Raw genomic sequence first — 25,091 nt, 5'->3', positions numbered from 1 at the left:
ACCTTCAGGCAGTCAGCATCCGCACCTTGACTTTGCGGCCCTTGACCTTGCCTTCGTTCAGGCGCTTCATCGCCTCGCGGCCAATGGCGCGATCCACGGCGATGTAGGTCGACATCTCCATCACGTTGATCTTGCCGATCTGTTCCTTGGTGTAACCCGCCTCGCCGGTCAGCGCGCCGAGGATGTCGCCGGGGCGGATTTTTTCCTTGCGCCCACCCAGCATCTGCAGCGTGACCATCGGGGGCAGCAGGCGTCCGCCGTTCGAAGGCGTCAGTTCGCTGAGCGGATGCCACTTGAACGTGGTGCCCGTATGCTGCTCGATATTCCCCACGCGGCCCATTTCGTCGAGGCTGGCGAGACTGAAAGCCCAGCCTGCTTCGCCGGCACGTCCGGTGCGGCCGATGCGGTGAACGTGAACCTCGGGGTCGGGCGTGACATCCACGTTGATCACGGCTTCCAGTTGCGCGATGTCGAGTCCGCGCGCGGCCACGTCGGTCGCCACCAGCACCGAGCAGCTCCGGTTGGCAAACTGCACCAGCACCTGATCGCGGTCGCGCTGTTCCAGATCGCCATGCAGCGCCAGTGCGGCATAGCCTTGCGCGTGCAGCAGTTCGGCCAGGTCGTTGCAACGCGCCTTGGTATTGCAGAAGGCGAGGGTGGTGGCCGGGCGGTAATGGTCGAGCAACAGGCCCACGGCGTTGAGACGCTCGCCGTTCTGCACCTCGTAGAAGCGCTGGGTGATCGTGCCTGCGTCGTGCGCCTCGGCAACCTTCACCGTCTTGGGCTGGCGCAGGAAGCGATGGGCGAGCTTGTCGATGGCGGCCGGGTAGGTGGCCGAGAATAGCAGCGTCTGCCGCTCTTTCGGCGCATGGCTGGCGATGAACGAGATGTCGTCATGAAAGCCCATGTCGAGCATGCGGTCCGCTTCATCGAGCACCAGCGTGTTGATCGTGTCGAGGTTCAGGCTGCCGCGATCCAGGTGATCGATGATGCGGCCCGGCGTGCCCACGATCACGTGCGCGCCATGCTCCAGGCTCTCGGCTTGCGGACGGATCGGCGAGCCGCCGCTGAGCGTCAGCACCTTGACGTTGTCTTCCGCGCGGGCGAGGCGACGGATTTCCTGCGTGACCTGATCGGCCAGTTCGCGGGTCGGGCAGAGCACCATCGCCTGCACATCGAAGCGGCGCGGATCCAGGCGGTGCAGCAGGGCCAGCGCAAACGCGGCGGTCTTGCCGCTGCCGGTGCGGGCCTGTGCAATCAGGTCCTGACCCGCCAGCGCCAGCGGCAGGCTGGCCGCCTGGATGGGCGTCATGGCTTCATAGCCGAGTTGGGCCAGGGTTGCCTGCATCGCTGCGGAGAGAGGCAGCGTGGCGAAAGAGGTGGCGGAGGTGGGGGTGGTAGAAGTCATGCCGGATTATAGAGGCAAGGCCGGACGCTGACCTTCCATCTGCACCGGAGGAGGGCCGATGCGCTTCAAACGTCGTATTTTCTCTCCGGCGTGACGCCGACAGGCCACAACTATGTGTCCTGCCGCACCAAAACTCACATCTCGAAACGAACTTGCATTTTGCTGCGTTGCAAGAGTCTGATTAACTCCCTAGACGTTCGCGGTCCTGCGAGCCGATAACAAGGACGTCGGTTTATCGACGGCCATGAGGCAAATTTGCCTTGTCGAGGGGGAGATGTACATGGAACAGCTGCACACGCCCGCCCATCAATGTCTGCCTTCGCTGACATCCGAACGCCCCCCGGACGTGAAGGACGACGCGGATCGAGGTCGGACTTCGGCATCGGCCCATTCGTCCGAGGCTACGCGGACTTACCTGGATCGCTTGCAGCCCTACCTGAAACCCGAGGCCGGCGTGGTAGCCGGCAACTTCCCCGAAGCGCCAATCCGCTTCACGCGCGGCATGCTGGCCAACGCCCACTATTTCAGCCATCCGAAGTGGATGGACAACTGGCTGGCCGAGGTGCACCGGTATCCGGAGTTGCGCGACCGCTGGCTATCCGTGCTGGGATCGCTCGACGGCAAGGTCGTGGTCGATGTGGGCTGCGGACCCGGCAATGTCCTTGCGACACTGGGCGGGCATCCACGTATCGCCATCGGCGTCGACATTGCGGAAGGCAGCCTGTTGCGTGCGGCGTCGGTGGGCTATGTGCCGTTGCTCGCGGACGCCCATGACATGCCGCTGGCCACCGGCATCGCGGACATCGTGGCCATCAACGGATCGTTGCATCACTGCGACGATATGGCAGCCGTCCTGCGCGAAGCCGCGCGGCTCGTGAAACCGGGCGGCCTCCTGATTACCGATCACGATCCACAGCACAGCGCGTGGAATTTCCGGGGTATCGCCATGGCGCTGTGGCGCCTGCGCGTGCCGGTCTATCGCTGGCTGAATCGGGGCGGCCACGCCTCCGCAGACAATGAACAGCAATGGGCACTGGCCACCGAACTTCACCATCGCCCCGGCGATGGCTTGACGGCGCGGCTCGCCCACAGCGTATTCGATCCCCTCGGATGGCAGGTCCGCGTCTTTCCGCATAACCATTTTGTCGGTGCGCAGACCCTGAGCGGCGAGATTGGTCATGCTCCCCTGAAAATTCGCGTCGCCCAGCGTCTGTCCGGCATCAAGCCCGGAACCCCGCAGGCGGCGATGAGCCTGTTCTGCGTGGCACAGGCACCAGCGTTCGCCGGGTGATCAAGGGCAGGGCGGCAGGGCTCGGTATCCGTCCGCCCACCATGAAAATCGCCATCGTCACCATACTTTCGTATGGATACATGACTACGAACATATCGCTCATGCCATGGGTCCTCTCCTCAGGCGCAGAGCGATTAGATATTCGTATAGTCCCGCCTATTCCTCGGTCTGATGGCTAGGGCGGTGAAACCATGGTGTCATGCCGCAGTGGGCCAACGTCCCGTCTTCGGAGACAACGCTGCGTCTCTGACGCGACGCCTGTGGATATTCGCTACTGCCGGAGCCTATTGTCCGGCCCTTACTTGAAGAGAAGAGGATGATGCTGAAAAAGACCGTATCGACGCTGACCGTTGTCGCGCTCACCGCCCTTGGCGCCGTGCAACTGGCCCACGCGCAAAACACCTACAAGAAGGTGGACCCGTACACCGACGGTGCCAAGACCGGCAAGCCCGATCCGTACCTGGACGGCGCCAAGTCCGACAACAAGTTCGACCCGTACTCGGGCGGCGCAAAGAAGTCCACCCGCACCGACCTGGCTCCCCGCAAGGTCGATCCGTACACCGACGGTGCCAAGACTGGCAAGCCGGATCCGTACCTGGACGGCGCCAAGTCCGGCAAGGCCGATCCGTACACGGACGGCGCGAAGAAGTAATTCTTCGTCGGGTTCAAGAAAGACTTGAGCGGCGTCGCAGATTGCGACGCCGCTTTTGCTTTGACGGGGGGTTCTTGCGTCCGCTGTGTTACTCCCCTCTCCCGCTGCGCGGGAGAGGGGAGCCCATAGCCACTGGCGTCGGCTTCAGCAGACCACAAAAAACTACGGCTGAAAGCGTTCGACAGACGGCACTTCACCGCTGCCGCTGTAGCCACTGATCATCAGCACGCTGCCGTCGACAAGCAACACGGCCTGGCCCGCACCGCGGCCGTCAGACATCGGCGTGCCGGCAGTCCACGTATTGGTGTCGGGGTTGTAGATCTCGGTCGACGTCGCGCGGACACCGCCCGATGTGGCGCCGCCCGCAACCAGCACGCGTCCGTCAGCGAGCGTCGTGACTGTCGGTATGGTGCGCCGCTCCTGCATCGTGCTGGCGGTCCAGGTGGATGTGGACGGGGTGTAGCGCTGGGCGCTGGTCGAGCCGTCGGCCATGACGAGAAACGAGCCATCCGCCAGCCGAGCGGATAGGGTCACGTTGCCCAGGATGGGAAACGCCTCGGGCGTCGTGCCGCTATCGTAAATGGCGATACGCTCGGCGGTATTGACAAAGCCGCTCCCGTTCACACCCCCCATGAGCAATACATTGCCACCGGGGAGCAGGCCCGCAGCATGCTGCGCACGAGGAACTGCCGATGTCGTGGTCATCCGTGTCCACGCATTGGCAACGGGATCGAAAAGCTCGATGCTGTTCCGGAAGACGATGCCGCCGTTCCCGTCATAGCCTCCCGCAATCAGAACCTTGCCGTTTTGCAGCAGCGTGGCAGTGTGGTTCTCGCGTGTCTCGCTCATGTTGCCGGCGGGCGTCCAGATGCCTGTGGCCGGATCGTACAATTCGGCGCTGTTCACCGCGATAGAAAAGACGGCCTCGCCGCCCACGACAAGCACGCGGCCATCGGGCAACAGCGTGGCAGTGTGCCCGCTGCGCGCGGACTGCATTGCGCCAGTGAGTATCCACGTATTGATTGCCGGATCGTAGATCTCGGCCCTCGCCGTACTGCCACCGCCTTGGAACCCGCCGGCTACAAGCACGCGTCCGTCGTTCAAGCGGGTGGCCGTGAAGTAATGCGCAGGCACGAGCAGCGGCGCTGCAGTGCTCCACGTCCCCCGCGAGGTGACCGTGATCCGCACCTGCGCCTGTACGCTGCCTGCCGCGTTGCTGCCGGTAATGGTGTAGACGCCCATCGACTGCACGGCAGAAGGCGTGCCACTGATGACGCCCGTCGCGGTGTTGAGGCTCAGCCCGGCAGGAAGGGAGGGCGATACGCTGAACGTGCCGATGGGCCCGCCGGTGGCCACTGGGGCATTGGGCGTAATCGGTTCGGTCGTGACATAGAGGGCGGACGTCGTGGTGAACGTCAGGCTCGCGGGTGCAACCAGGGCGGCCTGCACCGTAATCTGCAGCGTGGCGGTGGTGCTTCCGGCCGCATTGCTTCCCGTGACAACGTAGGCGGCAGCGGGCGTGATAGCGGTAGGCGTGCCGGTGATGGCCCCGGTCTGCGCGTCGAGCAAGAGGCCGGCCGGCAACGCCGGGGTGACACTGTAGGTAGTGATCGGGCCGCCGCTACTCGTCGGCGTGTTGGCGGTGATGGCCGCGCCGGTGGAGTAGGTGACCGTGGCTTCGCGATAGGTCAGCGCAGCCGGCGCGGACGCCACGCCGCGCACTTCAATCTGCACACGTGCGGTGGCGGTGCCCCCAGCGTTCTGCGCCGCCACCGTATAGATGGCAGAGAGGCTCGCCGCAGTCGGTGTGCCGCTGATAACGCCCGTGGCAGCATCGATCGAAAGGCCAGCGGGTAGTGCGGGCGTGATCGTATAGCGCTCGACGGCGCCGCCGCTCGCCATGGGACGATTTTCCACAATCGCCGTGCCTACCTGATAGGAGGCAGACGTCATGCTGTAGGTGAGGCCGGCGGGAGGGGGCGGCGCCGCGTCGTCATCGCCGCAACCCGTGAGAAAGCACGCGAACATCAACGAGAGCAGCAGGGCGAACAGACGCTCGCGGCAGGCGGTGGGAAATGAGGCGAAGTGGCAAGACATGGACCGTACCCGGATTTATCAATGTGTACCGTCCCGTCGCGATCTGCGAGGGCGGCCGTCCGCAATGCTGGGACTTGCGCGCGATTGTAGCGGTGTGCGCGAACCGCCGCGTCCCTATTTCGAGCGACGGTACAAAGGGGCTAACGACGTATCAGGGAAAACGCTGAGTTTGCATACGAATGCAAGAAAGTTAGTCTGCATACGTATGCAAACCCCACAACGGAAATCCTCATGATTCGTTACCTCAAGCGTGGCCGCGACGTGCAAGCGCGTGCCGAAGACGACACCGCCGTGCGCAATACGGTCGAAGGCATCATTCGCGATATCGAGTCGCGTGGCGATGCTGCCGTGCGCGAGTACAGCAAGAAGTTCGACAACTGGGAGCCACAGGACTTCCGGCTGTCGCAGGCCGCCATCGAGCGCGCGATGAAGAGCCTGTCGGCGCGCGAGCTGGAAGACATCCGCTTTGCACAGGCCCAGGTCCGCAACTTCGCCCAGATCCAGCGCGATTCCATGCTCGACGTCGAGGTAGAGACGCGTCCGGGCGTGTTCCTCGGTCATCGCCACGTACCGATCAACGCCGTGGGCTGCTACATCCCCGGCGGCAAGTATCCGCTGCTGGCCTCCGCGCACATGAGCGTGCTGACGGCCAAGGTGGCGGGCGTCAAGCGCGTGGTGGCCACGGCGCCGCCGTTCCATGGCGAACCGCACCCGGCCATCGTCGCGGCCATGCACATGGCGGGCGCCGATGAAATCCTGGTGCTCGGCGGCGTGCAGGCCGTGGTGGCCATGGCCGTGGGTACGCCATCCATCGCGCCGGTGGACATGCTGGTGGGTCCGGGCAATATGTTCGTGGCAGAGGCCAAGCGCCAACTGTTTGGCCGCGTCGGCATCGACCTGTTTGCAGGCCCGACCGAAACCCTGGTGATCGCCGACGATTCGGTCGATGGCGAAATCTGCGCGGTGGACCTGCTGGGCCAGGCCGAGCATGGCCTGACCTCGCCAGCGGTGCTCCTCACCGACAGCGAAGCACTGGCGCATGCCACGATGGCCGAGGTGGAACGCCAGCTCAAGATCCTGCCGACCGCAGGCATCGCGGCCAAGGCGTGGGCGGATTTTGGCGAAGTCATCGTGTGCGACTCGCGCGAGGAAATGCTGCAGAAGGCTGACGAGATTGCCTCCGAGCACGTGCAGGTCATGACGCGCGATCCGGACTGGTTCCTCAACAACATGAGCAACTACGGTGCGCTATTCCTGGGCCCGCGTACCAACGTGGCCTTTGGCGACAAGGTCATCGGCACCAACCACACGTTGCCGACCAACAAGGCGGCGCGCTATACGGGCGGACTCTGGGTAGGCAAGTTCCTGAAGACCTGTACCTTCCAGCGCGTCACGACCGATGCGGCCAGCGCGGAGATCGGCGAGTACTGCTCGCGTCTCTGCCATATGGAAAACTTCGCCGGTCACGGTGAACAGGCCAATATCCGCGTGCGCCGCTACGGCAATCGTCCGGAAGTGCCCTGGTACGAGCCGGTTCCGGCACTGGAGGCGTAATCGTGACGTCCGCACTGCCAACCTTCGGCGGGTTTCGCCTCGACGGCAAGCGGGCGCTGGTCACGGGCGGCGGGCGGGGCCTCGGCCTCGCCGCCGGGGTGGCGCTGGCCCAGGCGGGTGCGGCGGTCACGCTTGCCGCGCGTTCAGGCGACGAGCTGGAGGCGGCCTGCGCGGCCATCCGCGCGCAGGGCGGCCATGCCGACGCCATGGTGCTCGATGTCACTGACTCGCGCGCCGTGGCGCGGGAAATCGCCAACCGTCCGCCGTACCAGATCCTCGTCAATAACGCGGGCATGAATCGTCCCCGCCTGCTCACCGAGACGCCGGACGAGGACATCGATGCGGTCTTCGCGCTGAATGTGAAGGCCACGTTCTACGTCTGCCGCGAGGTAGCGCGCAGCCTGCAGGCGGCGGGGCTGCCGGGCTCCATCATCAATGTCTCGTCGCAGATGGGGCATGTGGGCAGTCCGCGCCGCACGCTCTATTGCGCGAGCAAGCATGCGATGGAGGGCATGACCAAGGCACTGGCCTGGGAACTGGGCCCGGCGGGTATCCGCGTCAATACGTTGTGCCCGACGTTCATCGAGACCACGCTGACCGCGCCGATGTTCGAGGACCGGACGTTCCGCAACTTCGTGCTGGAGAAGATCGCGCTCGGACGCCTGGGGCGCATCGACGAAGTGATGGGGCCGGTGGTGTTCCTCGCCAGCGACGCATCTAGCCTGATGACCGGGAGCGCGCTGATGCTCGACGGCGGGTGGACCGCGGCATGAAGAAAGTCACGGCCCATGACGTTGCCCGGCTTGCGGAGGTTTCGCAGTCAGCGGTCAGCCGCACGTTCACGCCGGGCGCGAGCGTGGCGCCGGACACGCGCGAGCGTATCGAGAAAGCCGCGCGCAAGCTCGGGTATCGGCCCAACGCCATCGCACGCAGCCTGATCACCCGGCGCAGCCGCATCATCGGCCTGGTGATGAGCTATCTGGAGAACCAGTTCTATCCGGTGGTCATCGAGCGGCTCTGCCAGGCGCTGCAGCAGGACGGCTATCACGTGCTGCTCTTTATCAGCCAGACCGAAGACGCCGACGAGGTGCTGACGGACATCCTGCAGTACCAGGTGGATGGCATCGTCATGGCCTCGACCTCGCTCTCGTCAGCGCTTGCCAGCGACTGCCAGAACGCCGGCATCCCCGTGGTGCTGTTCAACCGGGTAGCGCAGATGGGTGCGATGGGCGCATACGCCACCAGTTCGGTGACATCGCAAAACCGGGATGGCGGCCGCATGGTGGGAGAACTGTTGCTGCGCACTGGGCATCGGCGCATCGCCTGGCTGGCCGGCGCGGAGAATGCGTCCACCAGCCGGGATCGCGAAGCGGGATTGCGCGATGCGCTGGAAGCGGCCGGAATGCCGCTGCACGCGCGCGCCGTGGGCCACTATGACTTTGCCGAAGCGCGCCGCGCCGTGCTGGCGATGTTCAAAGACCCCGCCAACCGCCCCGACGCCTTGTTCTCCGCCAACGACCACATGGCCATCGCGGCGCTTGAGACGCTGCGCACCGAACTCGGGCTGGAGGTGCCGCGCGACGTATCGGTGGTGGGGTTCGACAACGTCCCTCAGGCGGCCTGGCCGTCGTTCCATCTCACGACCGTCCAGCAGAACATCGACGAAATGGTGGATGCCACGCGCAACCTGCTATTCGACCAGATGGGCGGGCAGATCATGGCCCGTAGCGTGGATGTGCCCTGCGTGCTGGTGGAACGAGGCACGGTCGGCGTGCGGGACGGTCAGGCTGGACGGAAGCCAACCAAGTCCCGCAAGACGCCTTGATGCATTGTCGTGGTCACGCACTGCGCCACGTCCGGTCCAGCACCATCCGGTACGAGAAACGCTCGGCCGGATGGATCGACCAGGCCATCTCGATGAGGTTACCGCTGGCGTCGCGATACTGGCGGTTGATCCACAGGCCGGCCGCACCGGGCGGCATGTCGAGCAGTTCGGCAATCTCGGCGGGCAGTGCCGCGGCGTGGATCACCTGCTCGATACGGGAGACCGATACCTGGAACTGCTTCTCGATCAGATGAAAGACCGAGGCCTCGATGTCCTGCTCGGCGCCGCGCACGCCGCGGTAGTCCGGATGGACCCACACCTCGTTGTAGCAGATGGGCGTATCGGCATCGTCGCCGGTGCGCACCCCCCGGATCACGAGCCATAGCTGCCCGTGGTACGGCTGCAGCGCGGGGTCGGCATCGTCGCCCACCTCGCGCAGGTCGCGCGACAACACCCGCATGCGCGTGGTGGCGGCGTACTGGAGCAGGTCGCCCACCTGGCCCACGGCCAGCTCATAGCCTTGTTTGGCACGTGCCGCCGTGACAATCGTGCCGATGCGGGGCGTACGCTTGATCAGTTCGAGCCGGACCAGACGCTCGATGGCCGCGCGCACCGTATGGCGGCTTGCGCCGAACTGCTTGCACAGCTCCATTTCGGTCGGGAGCTTGCTGCCTACCGGATATTTTCCCGATTCGATTTCCGCGCGCAGGCTCCGCGCGAGCGCGAGATAGCGCGGGCTGGCGTCGGTGCGCTCGTGCGGGACCGCGTCGGCAAAGTCATCGGGGAGGGGGCGGCCTTGTTCCATGAATCGCGTGGGCAGCGTCAGGTGAGGGATGGGAGTGGAGCATAGCCGGGACGCGTCATGGCGGGCAAGCGCTGTCATTGGCCGTGGCGACGGGCTTCGCACGGTCGCCCCAGAACAAGAGCCCGGCCGCCAGCACCGGCACACCCGCCAGTGCCAGATAAGCCAGACTCAGGCTGTTTACGCGTTGCGCGAAATAGCCGAAGGCGGCCGGTCCCGACACCACGCCAAAGTACGTGCAGAACAGCGCGCCACCGGTGACCGACGCCACCCGCCCCGGCGGCGCCAGCCGCGCGACCTCGCCCAGATAGACGCCATTCCAGCCGATGGCCGTTGCGCCGAGCAGGGCGGCCACGAGGCAAAGCGGCGCCAGCGTCCACTGCGCCGTAAAGAGGCCGGTTGCCACGGTGGCCGCGCTCATCAGCACAGCCAGCAGGATCAGCACGCCGCGCGGCGCGCCAGCCAGGTCCGCGAGACGGCCCCACGCGATGCGCCCGGCGATGCCTGCACCCTGCGTGATCGCATAGATCAGTCCGGCCTGCGTCAGCCCGATGCCGATCTCGGTCGTCAGATACACCATCAGATAGCCGCTGACCGATAGCTGGCACGCCGAAAACAGCACCGAGACCGCTGCCATCGAACGCAGGCGGCTGTCGCCCAGCACATCGCGGAACATCTGGCGCAGGTTCGCCGCCACCACGAAATGGCCGGTCGCGGCATCGTCGTACATGGTGCGCAGCGGCTGGCTCAGGATGGCGACGACCAGCGCGGCGGCCGCCAGCGCGCACAGGGCGGCCTGCCAGGAGAGGAGGGCGGCCAGCGGCGGCAGCAGCGCGCCGGCCAGCAGGCCACCGAGCGGCACGCCGGTCTGCTTGAGCGAAAAGACAAACCCCATGCGGCTGGCCGAGGTGGTGCGCGCCAGGATCTGCGAACTGGCTGGCGTGATCGGGCCGTAGCCCAGTCCGCTGACGAGCGCGGCCACTGGCCGCAGTTCCGGCACGCCGGTGGCCAGCATGCAGAGCGCCGCCGCCTGGGCCAGCAATCCAAGCTGCGAGGCGCGCACCGGCCCCCATGCTTCGACGATTCCCGCACCCGCCAGGCTGCCGGCCATGCCGCCCAGATAAACCAGCGACAGGAACAGGCCGACGCTGGGCAGCGCCACGCCCGGCATCACGGGTGCCAGCACGGCAAAGGCCAGCGTGGCGGCAGTCGCCAGCATCTGAATGGCCAGCGTGCTGGCCAGTGTGAGTGCCGGACGACCGGGCGAAGACTGGCCAAGGGTCATGAAGCGTGACGCTTGTCGAAGTCCCACACGGATTCGAAGTCCATCAGCGTGTTGAACCGCGGGAAGTCATAGAGCTTGTCCCCGATGCCCAGCGACGTGCGGTTGGCCTGCAGGTGGCCGTAGACATCCTCCAGCGCCTTACCCATCGCCAGGAAACCGACGGCCGGATAGATCGCGATGGCAAAACCCATCTGTTCCAGCGTCTCGGCGGGCAGTACTGGCGTGCGGCCCGTTTCCACCACGTTGACCAGCAGCGGCAGGTCGAAGGTACGGCCGATGATTTCCAGCTCTTTCTCCGATTCGGGCGATTCCACGAAGAGGATGTCGGCCCCGGCTTTTGCATACGCTTCGGCGCGGCGCAGCGCTTCGTCGAGTCCCAGCGTCGTGCGCGCATCGGTGCGGGCCAGGATCATGAAGTCGCGGCTTTCGCGCGCTTCCACGGCCACCTGGATCTTCTTGACCATGTCTTCCATCGGAATCACGCGCCGTCCCGGCGTATGGCCGCATTTCTTCGGGAATTCCTGGTCTTCGAGCTGGATCACGCTGGCACCGGCGCGCTCGTAGCCCCGCACCGTGTGCGCAACGTTGAGCAGGCCGCCGTAGCCGGTATCGCCGTCGCAGATCATCGGCACCGTGGCGGCGGAGCAGAAGGCGCCCACGCGGTTGACCATGTCGGTGTAGGTGGCAAGGCCCGCATCGGGCAAGCCCAGGTACGACGCCACCGTGCCATAGCCGGTCATGTACAGGCAGTCGAATCCCATGCGCGTGGCAATGCGCACCGAGATCATGTCGAACACGCCGGGTGCGGCAATCAGGCGCTTGCGTGCCAGCAGTTCGCGCATCGACGGACGGGCGGTGCCCTGGGAGGGAGTGGTGTTCATCAGGCGGCTTCCTTGACGGGATAGATACGGAGCTTCATACCATGGGCGTTGGCCAAGCGGGCCTCGAATGCGCGAATTTGCGGCGTGATGCCGATGCCGCGAAATCCACCGCGCACGCATGCGGCGTCTACATCCTTGTAGGCATCGAGCCAGCCCAGCGGCAGCGGCTGGGCCTGCGGCAGCGAGAGCCACAGGCGGAACAGATGGCGCTTGCGCTCGGGTTCAGGGTGATCTTCGTACTCGGTGCGCGAGTGCAGGACGATATGGTTGTTCAGCAACTGGATATCGCCCGGCTGCAGGTCCATGTCGTAGCACAGATCTTCCCGTGCGAGCAGCGTATCGAACAGGTCCAGCGCCTCGGTCTGCTGGGCGGACAAGCGCGGCACATCGGGAAAGGTGGCCTGCGCGCCCTTGATGTGATTGCGGATATGGCGGCACGCAAAATGCCCGTCGCGCACACCGAAAACCGGCGCGGCGTACCACGGCGTTTCCTCGGGTGCCTGTTCGCCTTGCCGGCTGAAGACCAGAGGCTTGTAGAGTTCAAGAGCCAGGTCCGGACGCAGGCGCACCATCTCGTTGTGCGCAGCAATCGAACTGGTGATCAGGCTGGAACCGCCCGCCTTGGCGGTGCGCACGCAGAACAGGCCCACCATGTCGCTGCCGTCGGCATGGAAGTCCAGGCCCGAGCGCGTGTTGTAGCCACGGCCCGTACCGGAGCGATAGGTGCCGCCCGCATCGCGCACGTCCGACACGAACTGGCTCGACTTGCCCTGTGGGCGCGGCACGCCGAGCAACAGGCCAATCCCCCAGAACAGTTTGCGCAGCGCGTCGGCATCCCAGCGATCGACCGGAAAGCCGCGCAGCAGCTTGAGGCCAAAGCCGCCCTGCGTCTCGTCGATCAGCGCCACCAGCCGGCGGCGCACGCGGGCGTCGAGCGGGAAATCCTCGATGGACATGTCGAACATGTCCTTGCCGGTGTCCAGCGCATGGCGCAGTGCGTGTTCGAGCGCGGCGATCTCGTCGGCGTCGAGCACATGAATCCAGCGCGGGTCGCGTTCCATGTCGGCGCGGGTCCAGCCACCCGGCACGGGGCGGATCGTGTCGATGGAGGGAATGTCGTTCGGGGTCGTGTTCATGTCGGCTTGTCTCACTCCGCTTGCAAATTGACTTCCTTGGCCAGACGTTGCCAGGCCTCGAAATCCTTCTTCACCTGCACGTTGAACTCGTCCACCGGCTGGGCCACGGGCGTGGCGGCCTGTTCGGCCAGGATCTCCTTCATGTCCGGCGCCATGACGATGTCGTGCACTTCCTTCTGCATGCGCTCCAGCGCCGCTTTTGGCGTCTTGGCCGGGGCATAGAGGCTGTACGAGGTATAGACCTCGAAATCCTTCATGCCCGATTCGATCATGGTTGGCACGTTGGGCAGGACAGGGGAGCGCTGCGCGCCGGTCACGGCCAGCGGACGCAGCTTGCCGGACGTGATGAACGGCTTGGCTGTGAGCACACTGGTCACGCCCACCGTGGTCACGCCGCCGATCACATCGGTCATCAGCGGCGAGCCGCCCTTGTAGGCCACGTTGACCATGTCCAGGTGCTGGTACTTGTTGTACATCTCGCCAACCAGCCGGGTCATGTTCTCGGAGCTGCCGTACGAGTACTTGTCCGGCTTCGCCTTGACGTGTTTGGCGAACTCCACCGCATTCGTGGCAGGGAAACCGCTTTGCGTGACGAACACCAGCGGCGACTTGCACACCATCGTCACGCCGATCAAATCGGTGAACGTGTCGTACGGCATCTTCTTGTAGAGGATGGGGTTCAGCAGGTGCGTGTTCACCACCAGCACGTAGGTATGGCCGTCCGGCGCGGACTTGGCCACGACGTCGGTGCCGATGATGCCGTTGGCGCCGGGGCGGTTCTCCACCATGACCGGTTGCTTGAGCCGCGGCGTCAGCCGCTCGGCCAGCCGGCGCGCCACGATGTCGGTGCCGCCGCCTGCGGAATACGGCACGACGATCCTGACTGGCTTGTCCGGGAATTCGGCTCGGGCGGGTAGGGCGAACACCGCCAGGCCAAGCGCCAGCAGCGTGAGTTTCTGGGGGGCGAACATGCGTTTGTCTCCTCTTTCCTGCGAGGTGTGATGGCCCGGCTCTGCGGCCAGACTGGCGACGTTTTGTCCGCATTGGTTATTTTGTCCGGACAAATCGTGAGACAAGCATAGGAAGCCGATCCTGAGCCTGCAAGGCGTAGCGCGTTGGGGGTTTCCCGTAGCGCGCAAATATCGACAGTAGCTAGGGGAAAACCTTGAGTTTGCATACGAATGCATGAAAGTTAGCCTGCATACGTATGCATCACCCACCCCCAAAAAAGCAGGACGAAATGACCGATTCCTTCGATGTACACGCACTCTCTGGCGGACGCCATGTCGCCATCGTCGGCGCCGGCCTGGTGGGCGCGGGCTGGGCCATCGTGTTCGCCCGTGCCGGGCTGCGCGTGAAGATGTTCGACGCCAATCCCGACATCACCCGCCGCGCGGTGCCGTTGATTGCAACGCAACTCGATGGCCTGCGCCAACACGGGTTGATCGACGAGGCGCCGGCTGACGTGCTGGCCCGCATCGCCCCCGTCGCCACACTGGCCGAAGCTGTGGACGGCGCGATCTACGTGCAGGAATCCGTGCTCGAACGCGTGGATGTGAAACGCCAGTTGATGGTGGATCTCGATGCGCTGGTCGCACCCGATACGGTGGTGGGCAGTTCCACATCGGGCATTCCGGGATCGGCATTCGCGCTGGGCCTGTCGATGTCGCCACGCGTGCTGATCGTCCATCCGGTCAATCCGCCGTATCTCGTGCCGGTCGTCGAACTGGTGCCGTCGCCGGAAACGGCCGCGCAGACCGTGGATTTCGCTGACGCATGGATGCGCGCGGTAGGCCAGACCGTGGTCCATGTACGCAAGGAGGTGGAAGGGTTCGTCCTGAACCGTTTGCAGGCCGTGCTGCTGCGCGAAGCCTGGGCGCTGGTGCAGGAAGGCGTGGCGAGTTGCGAAGACATCGACAAGACGGTGCGCGACGGACTCGGCTGGCGCTGGTCCTTCATGGGTCCCTTCGAGACCATCGACCTCAACGCGCCGGGTGGCGTGGCCGACTACGCCGTGCGGCTCGGACCGCTGTACCAGCGCATTGCGCAATCGCGGCAGCACGACACGCCGTGGGATGCCGCGCTGATCGGACAGGTGGAAACGGATCGTCGCCAGCATCTCTCGCAGACCGATCTCGAAACGCGGCGCGCGTGGCGCGATGAACGCCTCATGGCGATTGCCGCCACGCGACGTGCTGCCACGCCGCCGGGCTGAACGCCGCAACGCCAACGACATCGACACCCATATCGACATCGCAAGAAAGGCACGCAGATGCCTTCCCCTTTACAAGACCGGAGACGCCTCATCATGCAACAACGTTCCCCCCAACTCACGCGCCGTCGCCTGCTTGGCATGGCCCTGGCCCTGACCGCCTTCGGCACCTCCGCCGCCTACGCGCAGAACGCCTATCCGACCAAGCCGATCCGGCTGGTGGTGCCGTTCGCCAACGCGGGCGTGACCGATACCAGTGCCCGCATCGTCGCCGAGAAGCTCGGCCAGGAGCTGGGCCAGCAGATCGTGGTGGACAACAAGCCCGGGGCCGGCGGCAATATCGGCACGCAGATGGTGGCCAAAGCAGAGCCCGATGGCTACACGCTGCTGCTCGGTTACGACGGCACGCTGGTGATCAATCCCAACGTGTATGCCAAGGTGCCGTTCGATCCGGTCAAGGATTTCGTGCCCATCGGCAAGATTGGGGATGCGCTGCTGCTCATCGCCGCCAACCCGATGCTGGGCATCAAGAACGTGGCGGACCTGCAGAAGTACGCCAAGACCGTGCCGGGAGGCGTGTCCTACGGCAGCGCGGGCAACGGCAGCACGACCCACCTTGCCGGTGAAATGTTTCACCAGCGCACCGGGATGCCGATGACCCACGTGCCGTACAAGGGTGGCGGGCAGGCCCTGCTTGACGTGGTAGGCGGCACGTTGCCCGTGACGTTTGCGGCGGTGACCGGCGCCATGCCGTTCATCAAGAGCGGGCAGGTCGATGCGGTGGCCGTGACCTCGCGCGAGCGCGCGCCGTCGCTGCCGAACGTGCCGACGCTGATCGAAGCCGGCATGAAAGACTTCGAGATCAATTCGTGGGTCGGCCTGATGGCGCCCACCGGCACGCCCAAGCCCATCATCGACAAACTCAGCGTCGCGCTGCAGAAGGTGCTGAACGACCCGGCCATGCGCGAGCGGCTGTCATCCCTGGGGATCGTCGCCACGCCGGGCACGCCCGACGCGTACGGACGCGAGATCGTGCGCGATCTGGCCAAGAACAAGGTCATCGTCAAGGCCGCCCAGATCAAGCTGGACTGAGCAAGCTGGATTGAGTCTGACGCAGGACACCCTCACATCATGACAACGCTATTCGACAAGATCTGGGCGGCCCACGCGGTCGCCCACAACGACGCTGGCGAGGATCTGGTCTATATCGACCGGCACCTCGTGCAGGAAGTCTCGAGCCCGCAGGCGTTTGCCAGCATGGCCGAATCCGGCCACACGCTGCGCTCGTCGCCACGCCATATCGCGGTTCAGGATCACAACGTTCCCACTACGGCTGACCGGCTGACAAATATCCCCAATGCGGAAAGCCGCGAGCAGATTGCCACGTTGCGGCGCAATACCCAGGCCACCGGGATGCGACTGTTCGACCTGGATCACCCGCTGCAGGGCATCGTCCACGTCATCGCGCCCGAGCTTGGCTATGTGCTGCCCGGCAGCACCGTGGTCTGCGGGGATTCGCACAGCGCCACGCTGGGTGCCATGGGTGCGCTGGCGTGGGGCATCGGCACCTCGGAAGTGGCGCACGTCATGAGCACGCAGAGCCTGTGGATGCGCAAGCCTCGCACGATGGGCATCGCCATCTCGGGCGCGCTGGCCCGGGGCGTCTACGCCAAGGATCTGGCGCTGGCCATCATCCACCACATCGGCACCAGCGGCGGCAACGGGTTTGGCGTCGAGTATCTGGGTCCGACGGTGCAGGGGTTGTCAATGGAAGCACGGATGACCCTTTGCAACATGACCATCGAGGCGGGTTCACGCTTCGGCCTGATCGCCCCGGACGCCACCACGCGCGAATACTTGCGTGAGCGCGTGCAAGGTGCGGCGCGCGAACATTTCGAGCAGGCGGTGGAGGCCTGGCGCACCTTGCGCACCGATGACCCGGCCGACTACGACCGCAGCGTCGCGTTCGATGCGTCCACCGTGGCGCCGCTCGTGACCTGGGGCACCACGCCGGCCGATAGCGCCGCCATCTCCGGCAGGGTGGGCGATGGTGCGGGGCTGGACGACCCCGCCGAGCGCGGCCGGCTGGAAGAGAACCTGGCCTACATGGGCCTGGAGATCGGGCAGGCGCTGTCGTCGGTGGCGATCGACACAGCCTTCATCGGCTCCTGCACCAACGGCCGCCTGGAAGACCTGCGCGCCGCCGCCGACGTTGTGCGTGGACGCCGCGTGGCGTCGGGCGTGCGGGCGCTGGTGGTGCCCGGATCGGGCAGCGTCAAGCGCGCGGCCGAGGCAGAGGGTCTGGCGCAAGTCTTCGTCGATGCAGGATTCGAATGGCGCGAGGCGGGCTGCTCGATGTGCATCGGCATGAACGGCGACAGCCTGGCGCCAAAGGAGCGCTGCGCGTCCACCTCCAACCGCAATTTCGAGAATCGGCAGGGGCAGGGGGGGCGTACCCACCTGATGAGCCCGGCCGCCGTTGCGGCGTCCGCCCTGCAAGGGCGCCTGACCGATCCCCGGGAGTACCTCGCATGAAAGCCGTGATTGCAGAAGTGGCAGGCCGCGCGGCGGTCATGCAGCGCGACGACATCGATACCGATGCGATTTTTCCGGGACGCTTTCTGCGGCTGGTGCAACGCACGGGCATGGGTGCGCACCTGTTCGCGGACTGGCTCGCGGAAGGCCGCTCCGAGGTGGCGTTCATGAAGGCGTCCTCGCCGCCGCGCCTGCTGGTGGCCCTGCAGAACTTCGGCTGCGGGTCCTCGCGCGAGCATGCGGTCTGGGCCCTGGCGGACTACGGCGTGCAGGCCGTGGTAGCGCTGTCCTTCGGCGACATCTTCCGCAACAACTGCGTGAAGAACGGCGTGGTGGCCGCCACCGTGACACCCGCCAATCATGCGCGGCTGTTGGCAGCGCTGGCCGCTGCGCCCGACGCGCCGCTGCATCTGACAGTGGCCGACCGCAGCCTCCAGTTGCCAGATGGCAGTGTCATCGGCGTGACGCTGGCCGATGGGCACGCGGAACAACTGCTCTCCGCCGAGGACGAGGTAGACCGCACGCTACGCCACGACGCGGCACTGCGCGAGTACGAGGCCCGCGTGCAGCGCGACCAGCCGTGGCTGGCGTCGATGGACTGACCCCACTTTTTTCCGATTGATTGCTGTCTTGCTTTAAGGAACCGTCATGGCCAATCCCATCCTTCGACAGAAACTTGCCGCCGGTGAATTTATCGTCATCCCCGGCGTGCAGGACATGATCGCCACCGTCATGACCACCAAGGTGGGCTTCGACGTCATCTATGGCTCGGGCTACTGGCTCACCGCCTCCAGCCTGGGCCTGCCCGATGCTGGCATTGCCACCTACACCCAGATGGTGGACCGCATGCGCACGATCACGCGCACCTCGAAGGCCGCGCTGATTGCCGATGCGGACACCGGCTATGGCGGGCTGCTCAACGTGCACCACACGGTGCGCGGGTATGAAGAGGCCGGTGTCACCGCCATCCAGATCGAAGACCAGGAGTTTCCGAAGAAATGCGGCCACACCCCCTTCAAGCGCTGCGTGCCGGTGGAGGACATGGTCGAGAAGATCAAGGTTGCGTCGGAAGCGCGTCAGGACAAGGAGAACTTCCTCATCATCGCCCGCACGGACGCACGCGCCAGCCTGGGCGTGTATGACGCCATGCGGCGCATGGAAGCCTATGCCAAGGCGGGCGCCGACATCCTGTTCTTCGAGGCGCCGCAGTCGGAGGAAGAGATGCGGCGCGCCTGCGAGGCGTTCGACCTGCCGATGATGGCCAACATGGCCGATGGCGGCAAGACGCCCATCCTGCCGGCGCATGTGCTCAAGGAAATCGGTTTCTCGCTGGCGATCTTCCCGGCCATGACGAGCCTGGTGGCGGCTGCCGCGATGGAGGCATCGCTGCGCCATCTCAAGGAAGCCGGCACCAGTCTTTCGCCGGACATCCCCATGGCCGACTTCAACGAGTTCTGTCGCCTGATCGGCTTCGAGGAAGTCTGGGACTTCGAGAAACGCTGGGCGCGCTGATACCGCGACGTCCAAAAAACCATACGACCATAAGAGATCGACTGGAGGAGACCAACATGCCGATGATCCACAACATTGAATGCCGCCGGACTCCGCGCGGCACACACCTTCTGGCCACGGCGCTGTCCGCCGCAGCGCTGGCAGCGCCTGCAAGTGCACTGGCGCAAGCGGAGTGGAAGCCCGATCGTCCCGTGACGATCGTCGTACCGTATGTACCAGGCGGCGGCACGGATGCCTCCGCGCGCGCCACGGCCAAGCTGCTCGGGGAGCAGTGGGGCCAGCCCGTGCTGGTGTCGAACCTGCCCGGCGCCGATGGCCTGATCGGCACGCGCAAGGTGGCCGAGGCGAAGCCTGACGGCTACACGTTGCTGCTGCAGACGCCTGCCATCGTGCTAACCAAACATGCACCTTCGTTCACCGGCACGGACCCGCTAGCTACGCTGGTGCCCATCACCAACATCGCGCAATCGCCCGGCGTTATCGTGGCAAACGGCAAGTTCCCGGCGACGTCGCTGCCGGAGCTGATCCAGTATTGCAAGACGGTGTCCACGCCATGCTCGATGGGCACCGGCGAGAACGTGGCCAAGCTGTTCGGCCAGCAGTTGAAGGCTGAAGCGCTGCCCAACCTCATCGTGGTGAACTACAAGGGCACGGCCGCCATCATCACGGACATGATCGCTAACAACGTGAACTTTGCCGTGACCGGCGTGGCTTCGGCCCTCCCGCACCAGAAGGCCGGCACGCTGAAGATCGTGGCGAATCAGGGGAATCACCGCTTCGGCGCCGCGCCCGATGTCCGCACGGTAGTGGAGACCGGCATGCCCCAGTACGCCTACACCACATGGTTCGGCCTCTTCGCGCCGAAGGGCACCCCGCCGGCGGTCACGCAGAGCATCTACGCTGCCGTGCGCGAGGCCATGCGACATCCCGAGCTGCAGAAGGCGATTGCCTCGGCGGGCGCCGAGCCGCTCGTGAATACCCCGGAGGAATTCGCCGCGCAGGTTCGCAAGGAAGACGAACGCTTCACGGCGCTGGCGAAACGCTTTCCGCTGAACTGAGGCATCGCGGCCTGCCACGCGCAGGCCGCGATGCCCGGGCCTATGCCGAGAGTCGCTCGGTATCCGGCATGACGAATCGGTGCTCGATCAGTTCCGCCTGCGGATGGTAATAGCGCAGCGCCAGCGCAAACCGGCCCTTCGGCGCGGGTAGCCAGTTTGCGCTGCCCTCGCCGGGCTCATCGCACTGGATGTGTAGATCGAGCGAGCCATCGGCATTGCGTACCAGACCCGGTGTACGGTCGCCGATCGCATACCGCTGGATTGGATTCGCGGTGAAGAAGCGGCGGCCATCGGGCTCGAACTCGTACATCGACAGCGACCAGAACGCATTGACGGGCATCTGCGCCGGCACACGCAGCCGGTAGCGATGGGCACCATCCAGCGTCTGGCCGGCGCCGTCGGTCAGGGCGCTCGCGTAGATGGCTTCCTGACGCTCCAGTGCACCGAGTCCGACCAGCGCGATATAGGCGCGATACACATAGTCGGCACCAAAGTTGCCGATGTGGTCCAGTCCGCTGAACCACGACCCGCGCGGCCCATGCCGTCGGATGCTCCCCTTGGGCGGATGCTCCAGATCATGGCGCAGGGTCGGCCATAGCCGCTGCCATGCGTCACGGGTCGGCTCGGGAAGCGTATCCCACGCGCCTGGCTCGCCGGCGCGGACACCGAGGTCGGCGAACCCGTCTACCATTTCCTGTTCATGCGTCGGCACGCCGTTGCGCGCCAGTGCCTCGTTGACGAGCCTCAGGTAGGTGTCGGGGCGGGTCTCGTCGGGTGTGGCCGCGAAGGGCGCGGGCGGTACGTTGCTCGTGCGGAGGCGCATCTGATCCTGCATTGCATGCACCGCCGGCAGGTCGTCCGGCCCATCGACCAGCACGCGCGCCAGCATCCAGACGTCATTGCACGGGGCGCGAACCAATACGGCGCCGTCCGGCAGATCCGCCTGCGCGCTGACGTGATGGTTCGGTCCGGCGATGACGAACACATGGGCGCCGGCACCGTTGGTGCGCGGTCCCAGGCAGGCGAAGTTGTTGGTGAAGGCGTCCATCAGCGCCACGCTGTAGTAACGGCTTCCCATGTCGGGCATTTCCAGCGCGGCGGGGCCGCCGGACAGGTCGAGCCACGCCAGGGAGTACAGCGTGTCGTTGTTCGGCATCGTCACCTGTCGGGCACGGTCGTCCAGCAGGTGCCGGTTGTGGTGCAACTGGTTGGCGGGCTTGCCATGCGCGGGGTCGGTCTGGGTAAAGCGCCAGCCCGTGCGCGCCAGGTCGTGCAGCGGAAAGGTGTAGATAAAGGCGTCGCGGATGCGTTGATCCAGTGTTGCGTGGTCTGTGCTCATGCCGATTGCTCCGAATTTGCTCCGAATTTGCTCCAACTGCTCGATGTTGTGTTCAGTCGACGGTGATGTGGTTGGTGCGAATCACGTTGCCCCACGCCGCCACGTCATCGCGTACGGTTTGCGCGAATGCCTCAGGCGTCTTGATGGGCGGGTCCGCCATGTTCATCTGCACGAATCGCTCGCGCATGTCCGCGCTGGCCAGCGCGAGGTTCACTTCCGCGTTGAGTCGACGGACGATGGCATCGGGCGTCCCGGCCGGTGCGAAGAGGCCATACCAGCTATTGGTATCGAACGGATAGCCTTGCTCCGTCATGGTGGGCACGTCGGGCGTGGCCGATCCGCGGCGCGTGCCGCTGATGGCCAGCGCGCGCAGCTTGCCGGCACGGATCAACGGCAGCGACGACGATGTGTCGACCCATCCCACCTTGACGATGCCCCCCTGCATGTCGTTCAGGATCTGCGGCACGGTCTTGTATGGCACATGCCGGATGCGGATGCCGCTCTGCATCCGCAGCGCTTCCATGGTGAGGTGCCCGCCAGACCCGATTCCCCATGACGCGTAGTCATAGACATCGGGCCGCGCGCGCACATGCGCGACAAACTCCTTGAGACTGCGTGCCGGAAACTCCGGCACCACCACCAGGAAGTTGCCGCCCGCACCGACCTGCGCCACGGGCAGCAGGTCGCGCAAACCGTCATAGGGCATTTTCGGCTGCAGTGTCTGGTTGATCACCACGGTGGCCGCATAGGTGAAGAGCAGCGTCTGGCCGTCAGGCGAGGCTTTGGCGACGATGTCGTTGCCAATGATGCCCGTGGCGCCAGGCTTGTTGTCGATCACGAACGACTGGCCCAGTTTCCTGCCGATGACCTCGGCCAGCGGGCGCGCGAACAGGTCCGGGCCGCTGCCGGCCGAAGCGGGCACGACCAGGCGGATGGGACGCGACGGCCATGTGGCGGCGTTGGCGGGGCGCAGGACTGAGCCCAGACCGAGCGCGGCCAGCAGCCGCAGGGCGTCGCGGCGGCTACGGTCGGACAAGGGAGCGGAGAGGAGAGGATGGTTCATCGCGCGCTCAGTGGATGCCGAAGGTGTCGTCCGGGCGGTCTTCCAGCACCATCGCCGCGGCCACGTAGAGGCTGCGCGATACGTAGCTGCGCACCTCTTTCGCACGGGCGCGCAACCATTCGGCCTTGAGCTGGCGTGCCTCCACCGCATGGGGGTTATCAGCGGGTGCCTGCGCCAGCAGGTCGATCACATGCAGCGCGAGCTGGGTCTCCCCGCGTTCCGCCAGTGCCCGCGCGTGCCGCACGACGGCGCCGTGATCGCCAATGGCCGCTGCGATTTCGCGCGCTACGGCGTCGGGCGCGGCCGGATGCAGCGTAGTGGCATTGCGGTCCCACCAGCCGTTCTCGGAGCGGTAGATATCGCGCGCAATGTAGGTGGGATCGCCGTAGGTCGGCTGCATCCACGGCTGCTCGAAGAGATCGGCGGGCGGCTGCAGCGCGGCAAGCATCTCGCGCTCGTTGCAGCCCGCGTTCATCAGCCGCACCACTTCCTCACGCATCCAGCGCAGCGCCGCTGCGGTGTGCAGCAGCACTTGCTGGCAGGTGTCCGCGCCGTGCAGCGTGGCGCCGAACTCGCGGACCACGGTCTCGGGCTGCAGGCCGGCCAGGCGTTCCAGCGTTTCCGCCCAGCGTACCGTGTCGCGCATCGTGCGAAACGGCGTGCCGATGTTCGGGATGGAGTCGATGACGGCGGGGCCGCCGTATAGCAGACGGCTGCCCGGCAGCCACACGGCCACGGCATCGTCCGTCTCCGATGGCGCCCACAGGATCTCGGCACGCCGCGCTCCATGACCGACCGTGATGCCATCATGAAACGTCTCGGTGGGCGGGATATGCCGCAGTTTTCCGGCCAGGGCGCCACTGGCATGACGGAACTGGATCTCCGCCATGCGCTCCTGCATGCGCTGCGTGTCGCGGTAGCGGCGCTGACGCGCCAGTACGTTGGCGTGTGCCATCACGCGGGGTGCCGGCTCGCCGCGCTGCGCGGCATGGTCGAGCCACTGCTTCACGCCCGCGTTGTAGCCCAGATGGCCATGGCTGTAGCAAAGCGCCAGCACCGGCAGTTGGGTCTGCGTGCGCAGTGCTTCGATCATCCCGGCTGTTACGCCGCCACCAGGACCGCTGTCGATCACCAGCAGCCCGCCGCCCACATCGGCCACGAAACTCTGGCCCTGCCCGTGCAGCAGCCAGATGCCGTCCCCGATGGCATCGATGCCACGCCCGGTAATCAATGCGGCGGGGCGATCCTCGATTGCGTTCATGTGTTCTCCCTCCCAGTTGGCGAAGGGATATTCACGCGCAGAAGCGAGACTATATGCAGTGGGGAAAGTCCCGGCGCAGCCCGCCTCACCGGCCGCGCGGGCAATGCCGGCGCGCCCTGGCGGGTGTTGAAGATTTTCAGGTGTGAACCAGCGGTTATCACCCGTGGCTGGCAAGGAGTTCCCGCCAGCGCGGGGCCGCGCTAGCCGACCGTTTCCGGCTTGCGCGGCACCTGGCGGCGCAGCGGGCTGTCGGGCATCTTGCTCAGGTAGTGCACTTCGCGGCGCAGCAGTTTCGCGAACTGCTCGGCCACCGGGGTCATCGGCGAATCGGCCCGATAGATGAGGCTGACAGCGTGGCTGGGCAGGGGGTCCTCGATGGGCAGCGCCACCAGGTTGGCACTGGCCAGCCGTCCGGGCACCAGTTGACGCGGCAGCAGGCACAGCAGTGAGCGGTCTTCCAGCAGGGTCTGGATCATGCCGATGGTGTCGCACCGCACCGCCACGCGGGGTAGCGGCAGATCGCGGGCGCGGAAGGCATCCATGATCGCGGCGCCGGGCCCGTGCATGCGCTGCCCGGTCAGCACCCAGTCCGAGCCCACCAGTTCACGCAGGGTCCGGGCGTTGCGCAGCGGGTGATCCCGATGCGCCACCACCACCGAATCGTTGTTGTACAAGGGCTCGCAGACGAATTCGCGCTCGATGCCCTCGTCCGGGATCGGGCTCACGGCCATGTCCATGACGCCGGCCCGAAGGTCGGTCAGATGGGCTGGATATACGCCGCTCTCGATGCACACCTGCACGTCGGGATGCTGGGCGCGAAAGCGCTTGAGCACGGCCGGCAGCAGCAGATGGGCCGGCCCGCCGGTGGCGCCAATGCGCACCACGCCGTTGCGTGTGCCCAGCATCTGCGCCATCTCGTCGGCCGCCTTGCGCGCCTCGCTGGCAATCAGCTGGGCGCGCCGCAGGAATGCCTCGCCATAGCGGGAGAGCACAACGCCGCGCGTGGTGCGGGTCAGCAGCGGCACATGGAGCTCTTCCTCCAGCATCCGGATGCTCTTGGTGATGGCCGGCGCCGATACGTCGCGCGCCTTGGCGCCGGCACGGATGCTGCCGTGCTCGGCTACAGCGATGAAGTCCTGAACCTGGCTCAGTCGCATGGTTTGTCTCCTGTCGCGGGCGT

General features: G+C 65.7%; 22 protein-coding genes. 11 read left to right on the top strand and 11 right to left on the bottom strand.

Going from position 1 to position 25,091, the window contains the following annotated elements:
* Positions 1-4: 4 nt before the first annotated feature.
* Positions 5-1,408 (bottom strand): ATP-dependent RNA helicase DbpA, encoded by a 1,404-nt coding sequence (gene dbpA, locus FFS21_RS24170; RefSeq protein ID WP_137927233.1) that lies wholly within the window; start codon positions 1,406-1,408, stop codon positions 5-7.
* A 280-nt stretch (positions 1,409-1,688) separates the two neighbouring features.
* On the opposite strand from dbpA, the gene FFS21_RS24165 reads away from it, so the two are divergent.
* Together FFS21_RS24165 and FFS21_RS24160 are read left to right on the top strand one after the other, a co-directional pair.
* Entirely contained in the window at positions 1,689-2,699 is a 1,011-nt protein-coding gene (locus tag FFS21_RS24165) for a class I SAM-dependent methyltransferase (RefSeq protein ID WP_137927232.1), read from the top strand.
* A 319-nt stretch (positions 2,700-3,018) separates the two neighbouring features.
* Positions 3,019-3,351, top strand: a complete 333-nt coding sequence (locus tag FFS21_RS24160; RefSeq protein WP_137927239.1) for a hypothetical protein — start codon at positions 3,019-3,021, stop codon at positions 3,349-3,351.
* 162 nt (positions 3,352-3,513) lie between these two features.
* Here the strand turns inward: FFS21_RS24160 and FFS21_RS24155 are convergent, their stop codons facing one another.
* Positions 3,514-5,448 (bottom strand): putative Ig domain-containing protein, encoded by a 1,935-nt coding sequence (locus tag FFS21_RS24155; RefSeq protein ID WP_137927231.1) that lies wholly within the window; start codon positions 5,446-5,448, stop codon positions 3,514-3,516.
* A 231-nt stretch (positions 5,449-5,679) separates the two neighbouring features.
* Here FFS21_RS24155 and hisD point away from each other — a divergent pair, with 231 nt between their 5' ends.
* The 3 genes from hisD to FFS21_RS24140 are packed head-to-tail and all read left to right on the top strand — an operon-like array spanning position 5,680 to position 8,827.
* On the top strand, positions 5,680-7,002 hold the full coding sequence (gene hisD / locus FFS21_RS24150; RefSeq protein WP_137927230.1) for a histidinol dehydrogenase: 1,323 nt from the start codon (positions 5,680-5,682) through the stop codon (positions 7,000-7,002).
* Positions 7,003-7,004: 2 nt separating this feature from the next.
* Positions 7,005-7,775 (top strand): SDR family NAD(P)-dependent oxidoreductase, encoded by a 771-nt coding sequence (locus FFS21_RS24145; RefSeq protein ID WP_249359612.1) that lies wholly within the window; start codon positions 7,005-7,007, stop codon positions 7,773-7,775.
* The gene (locus FFS21_RS24140; protein ID WP_137927229.1) at positions 7,772-8,827 is read left to right on the top strand and encodes a LacI family DNA-binding transcriptional regulator; all 1,056 of its coding nucleotides are present in this window, start codon (positions 7,772-7,774) and stop codon (positions 8,825-8,827) included. The genes FFS21_RS24145 and FFS21_RS24140 overlap by 4 nt, the downstream gene beginning before the upstream one ends.
* 13 nt (positions 8,828-8,840) lie before the next feature.
* Here the strand turns inward: FFS21_RS24140 and FFS21_RS24135 are convergent, their stop codons facing one another.
* The 5 genes from FFS21_RS24135 to FFS21_RS24115 are packed head-to-tail and all read right to left on the bottom strand — an operon-like array spanning position 8,841 to position 13,902.
* On the bottom strand, positions 8,841-9,632 hold the full coding sequence (locus FFS21_RS24135; RefSeq protein ID WP_171020483.1) for a GntR family transcriptional regulator: 792 nt from the start codon (positions 9,630-9,632) through the stop codon (positions 8,841-8,843).
* A 55-nt stretch (positions 9,633-9,687) separates the two neighbouring features.
* Positions 9,688-10,914 (bottom strand): MFS transporter, encoded by a 1,227-nt coding sequence (locus FFS21_RS24130; protein WP_137927227.1) that lies wholly within the window; start codon positions 10,912-10,914, stop codon positions 9,688-9,690.
* Entirely contained in the window at positions 10,911-11,756 is an 846-nt protein-coding gene (locus FFS21_RS24125; RefSeq protein ID WP_370459364.1) for an isocitrate lyase/PEP mutase family protein, read from the bottom strand. Before FFS21_RS24125 ends, FFS21_RS24130 begins: the two co-directional genes overlap by 4 nt.
* Before the next feature lie 38 nt (positions 11,757-11,794).
* The gene (locus FFS21_RS24120; RefSeq protein ID WP_137927225.1) at positions 11,795-12,931 is read right to left on the bottom strand and encodes a TauD/TfdA family dioxygenase; all 1,137 of its coding nucleotides are present in this window, start codon (positions 12,929-12,931) and stop codon (positions 11,795-11,797) included.
* Positions 12,932-12,942: 11 nt separating this feature from the next.
* Positions 12,943-13,902 (bottom strand): tripartite tricarboxylate transporter substrate binding protein, encoded by a 960-nt coding sequence (locus FFS21_RS24115; protein WP_160473761.1) that lies wholly within the window; start codon positions 13,900-13,902, stop codon positions 12,943-12,945.
* A gap of 269 nt (positions 13,903-14,171) precedes the next feature.
* On the opposite strand from FFS21_RS24115, the gene FFS21_RS24110 reads away from it, so the two are divergent.
* The 6 genes from FFS21_RS24110 (at position 14,172) to FFS21_RS24085 (ending at position 20,248) form a co-directional block, all read left to right on the top strand.
* Positions 14,172-15,146, top strand: a complete 975-nt coding sequence (locus FFS21_RS24110) for a 3-hydroxyacyl-CoA dehydrogenase (RefSeq protein WP_137927223.1) — start codon at positions 14,172-14,174, stop codon at positions 15,144-15,146.
* A gap of 93 nt (positions 15,147-15,239) precedes the next feature.
* Positions 15,240-16,235, top strand: coding sequence for a Bug family tripartite tricarboxylate transporter substrate binding protein (locus FFS21_RS24105; protein ID WP_349304723.1), 996 nt, complete (start codon positions 15,240-15,242; stop codon positions 16,233-16,235).
* Between the two features lie 39 nt (positions 16,236-16,274).
* Positions 16,275-17,678, top strand: a complete 1,404-nt coding sequence (gene leuC, locus FFS21_RS24100) for a 3-isopropylmalate dehydratase large subunit (RefSeq protein ID WP_137927221.1) — start codon at positions 16,275-16,277, stop codon at positions 17,676-17,678.
* A complete protein-coding gene (leuD, locus tag FFS21_RS24095) occupies positions 17,675-18,280 on the top strand; it encodes a 3-isopropylmalate dehydratase small subunit (protein WP_137927220.1) in 606 nt (201 codons plus the stop codon). Before leuC ends, leuD begins: the two co-directional genes overlap by 4 nt.
* 46 nt (positions 18,281-18,326) lie before the next feature.
* On the top strand, positions 18,327-19,190 hold the full coding sequence (locus tag FFS21_RS24090) for an isocitrate lyase/PEP mutase family protein (RefSeq protein WP_137927219.1): 864 nt from the start codon (positions 18,327-18,329) through the stop codon (positions 19,188-19,190).
* Between the two features lie 56 nt (positions 19,191-19,246).
* Positions 19,247-20,248, top strand: a complete 1,002-nt coding sequence (locus tag FFS21_RS24085; protein WP_249359610.1) for a tripartite tricarboxylate transporter substrate binding protein — start codon at positions 19,247-19,249, stop codon at positions 20,246-20,248.
* Between the two features lie 40 nt (positions 20,249-20,288).
* Here the strand turns inward: FFS21_RS24085 and FFS21_RS24080 are convergent, their stop codons facing one another.
* The 4 genes from FFS21_RS24080 to FFS21_RS24065 form a co-directional block, all read right to left on the bottom strand.
* Complete coding sequence (locus tag FFS21_RS24080) at positions 20,289-21,587, bottom strand: DUF1254 domain-containing protein (RefSeq protein ID WP_137927218.1); 1,299 nt, start codon at positions 21,585-21,587, stop codon at positions 20,289-20,291.
* Between the two features lie 52 nt (positions 21,588-21,639).
* A complete protein-coding gene (locus FFS21_RS24075) occupies positions 21,640-22,650 on the bottom strand; it encodes a Bug family tripartite tricarboxylate transporter substrate binding protein (RefSeq protein WP_137927217.1) in 1,011 nt (336 codons plus the stop codon).
* A 7-nt stretch (positions 22,651-22,657) separates the two neighbouring features.
* On the bottom strand, positions 22,658-23,911 hold the full coding sequence (locus FFS21_RS24070) for an alkyl sulfatase dimerization domain-containing protein (RefSeq protein ID WP_137927216.1): 1,254 nt from the start codon (positions 23,909-23,911) through the stop codon (positions 22,658-22,660).
* A gap of 200 nt (positions 23,912-24,111) precedes the next feature.
* Positions 24,112-25,068, bottom strand: a complete 957-nt coding sequence (locus FFS21_RS24065; RefSeq protein ID WP_137927215.1) for a LysR substrate-binding domain-containing protein — start codon at positions 25,066-25,068, stop codon at positions 24,112-24,114.
* Positions 25,069-25,091: the final 23 nt, after the last annotated feature.

Source organism: Cupriavidus sp. 2SB (assembly GCF_005503625.1).
In the GTDB taxonomy this organism is placed as follows: domain Bacteria; phylum Pseudomonadota; class Gammaproteobacteria; order Burkholderiales; family Burkholderiaceae; genus Cupriavidus.
Note: the sequence above shows the minus strand (reverse complement) of the source record. Positions and strands in the feature narration are given on the sequence as shown.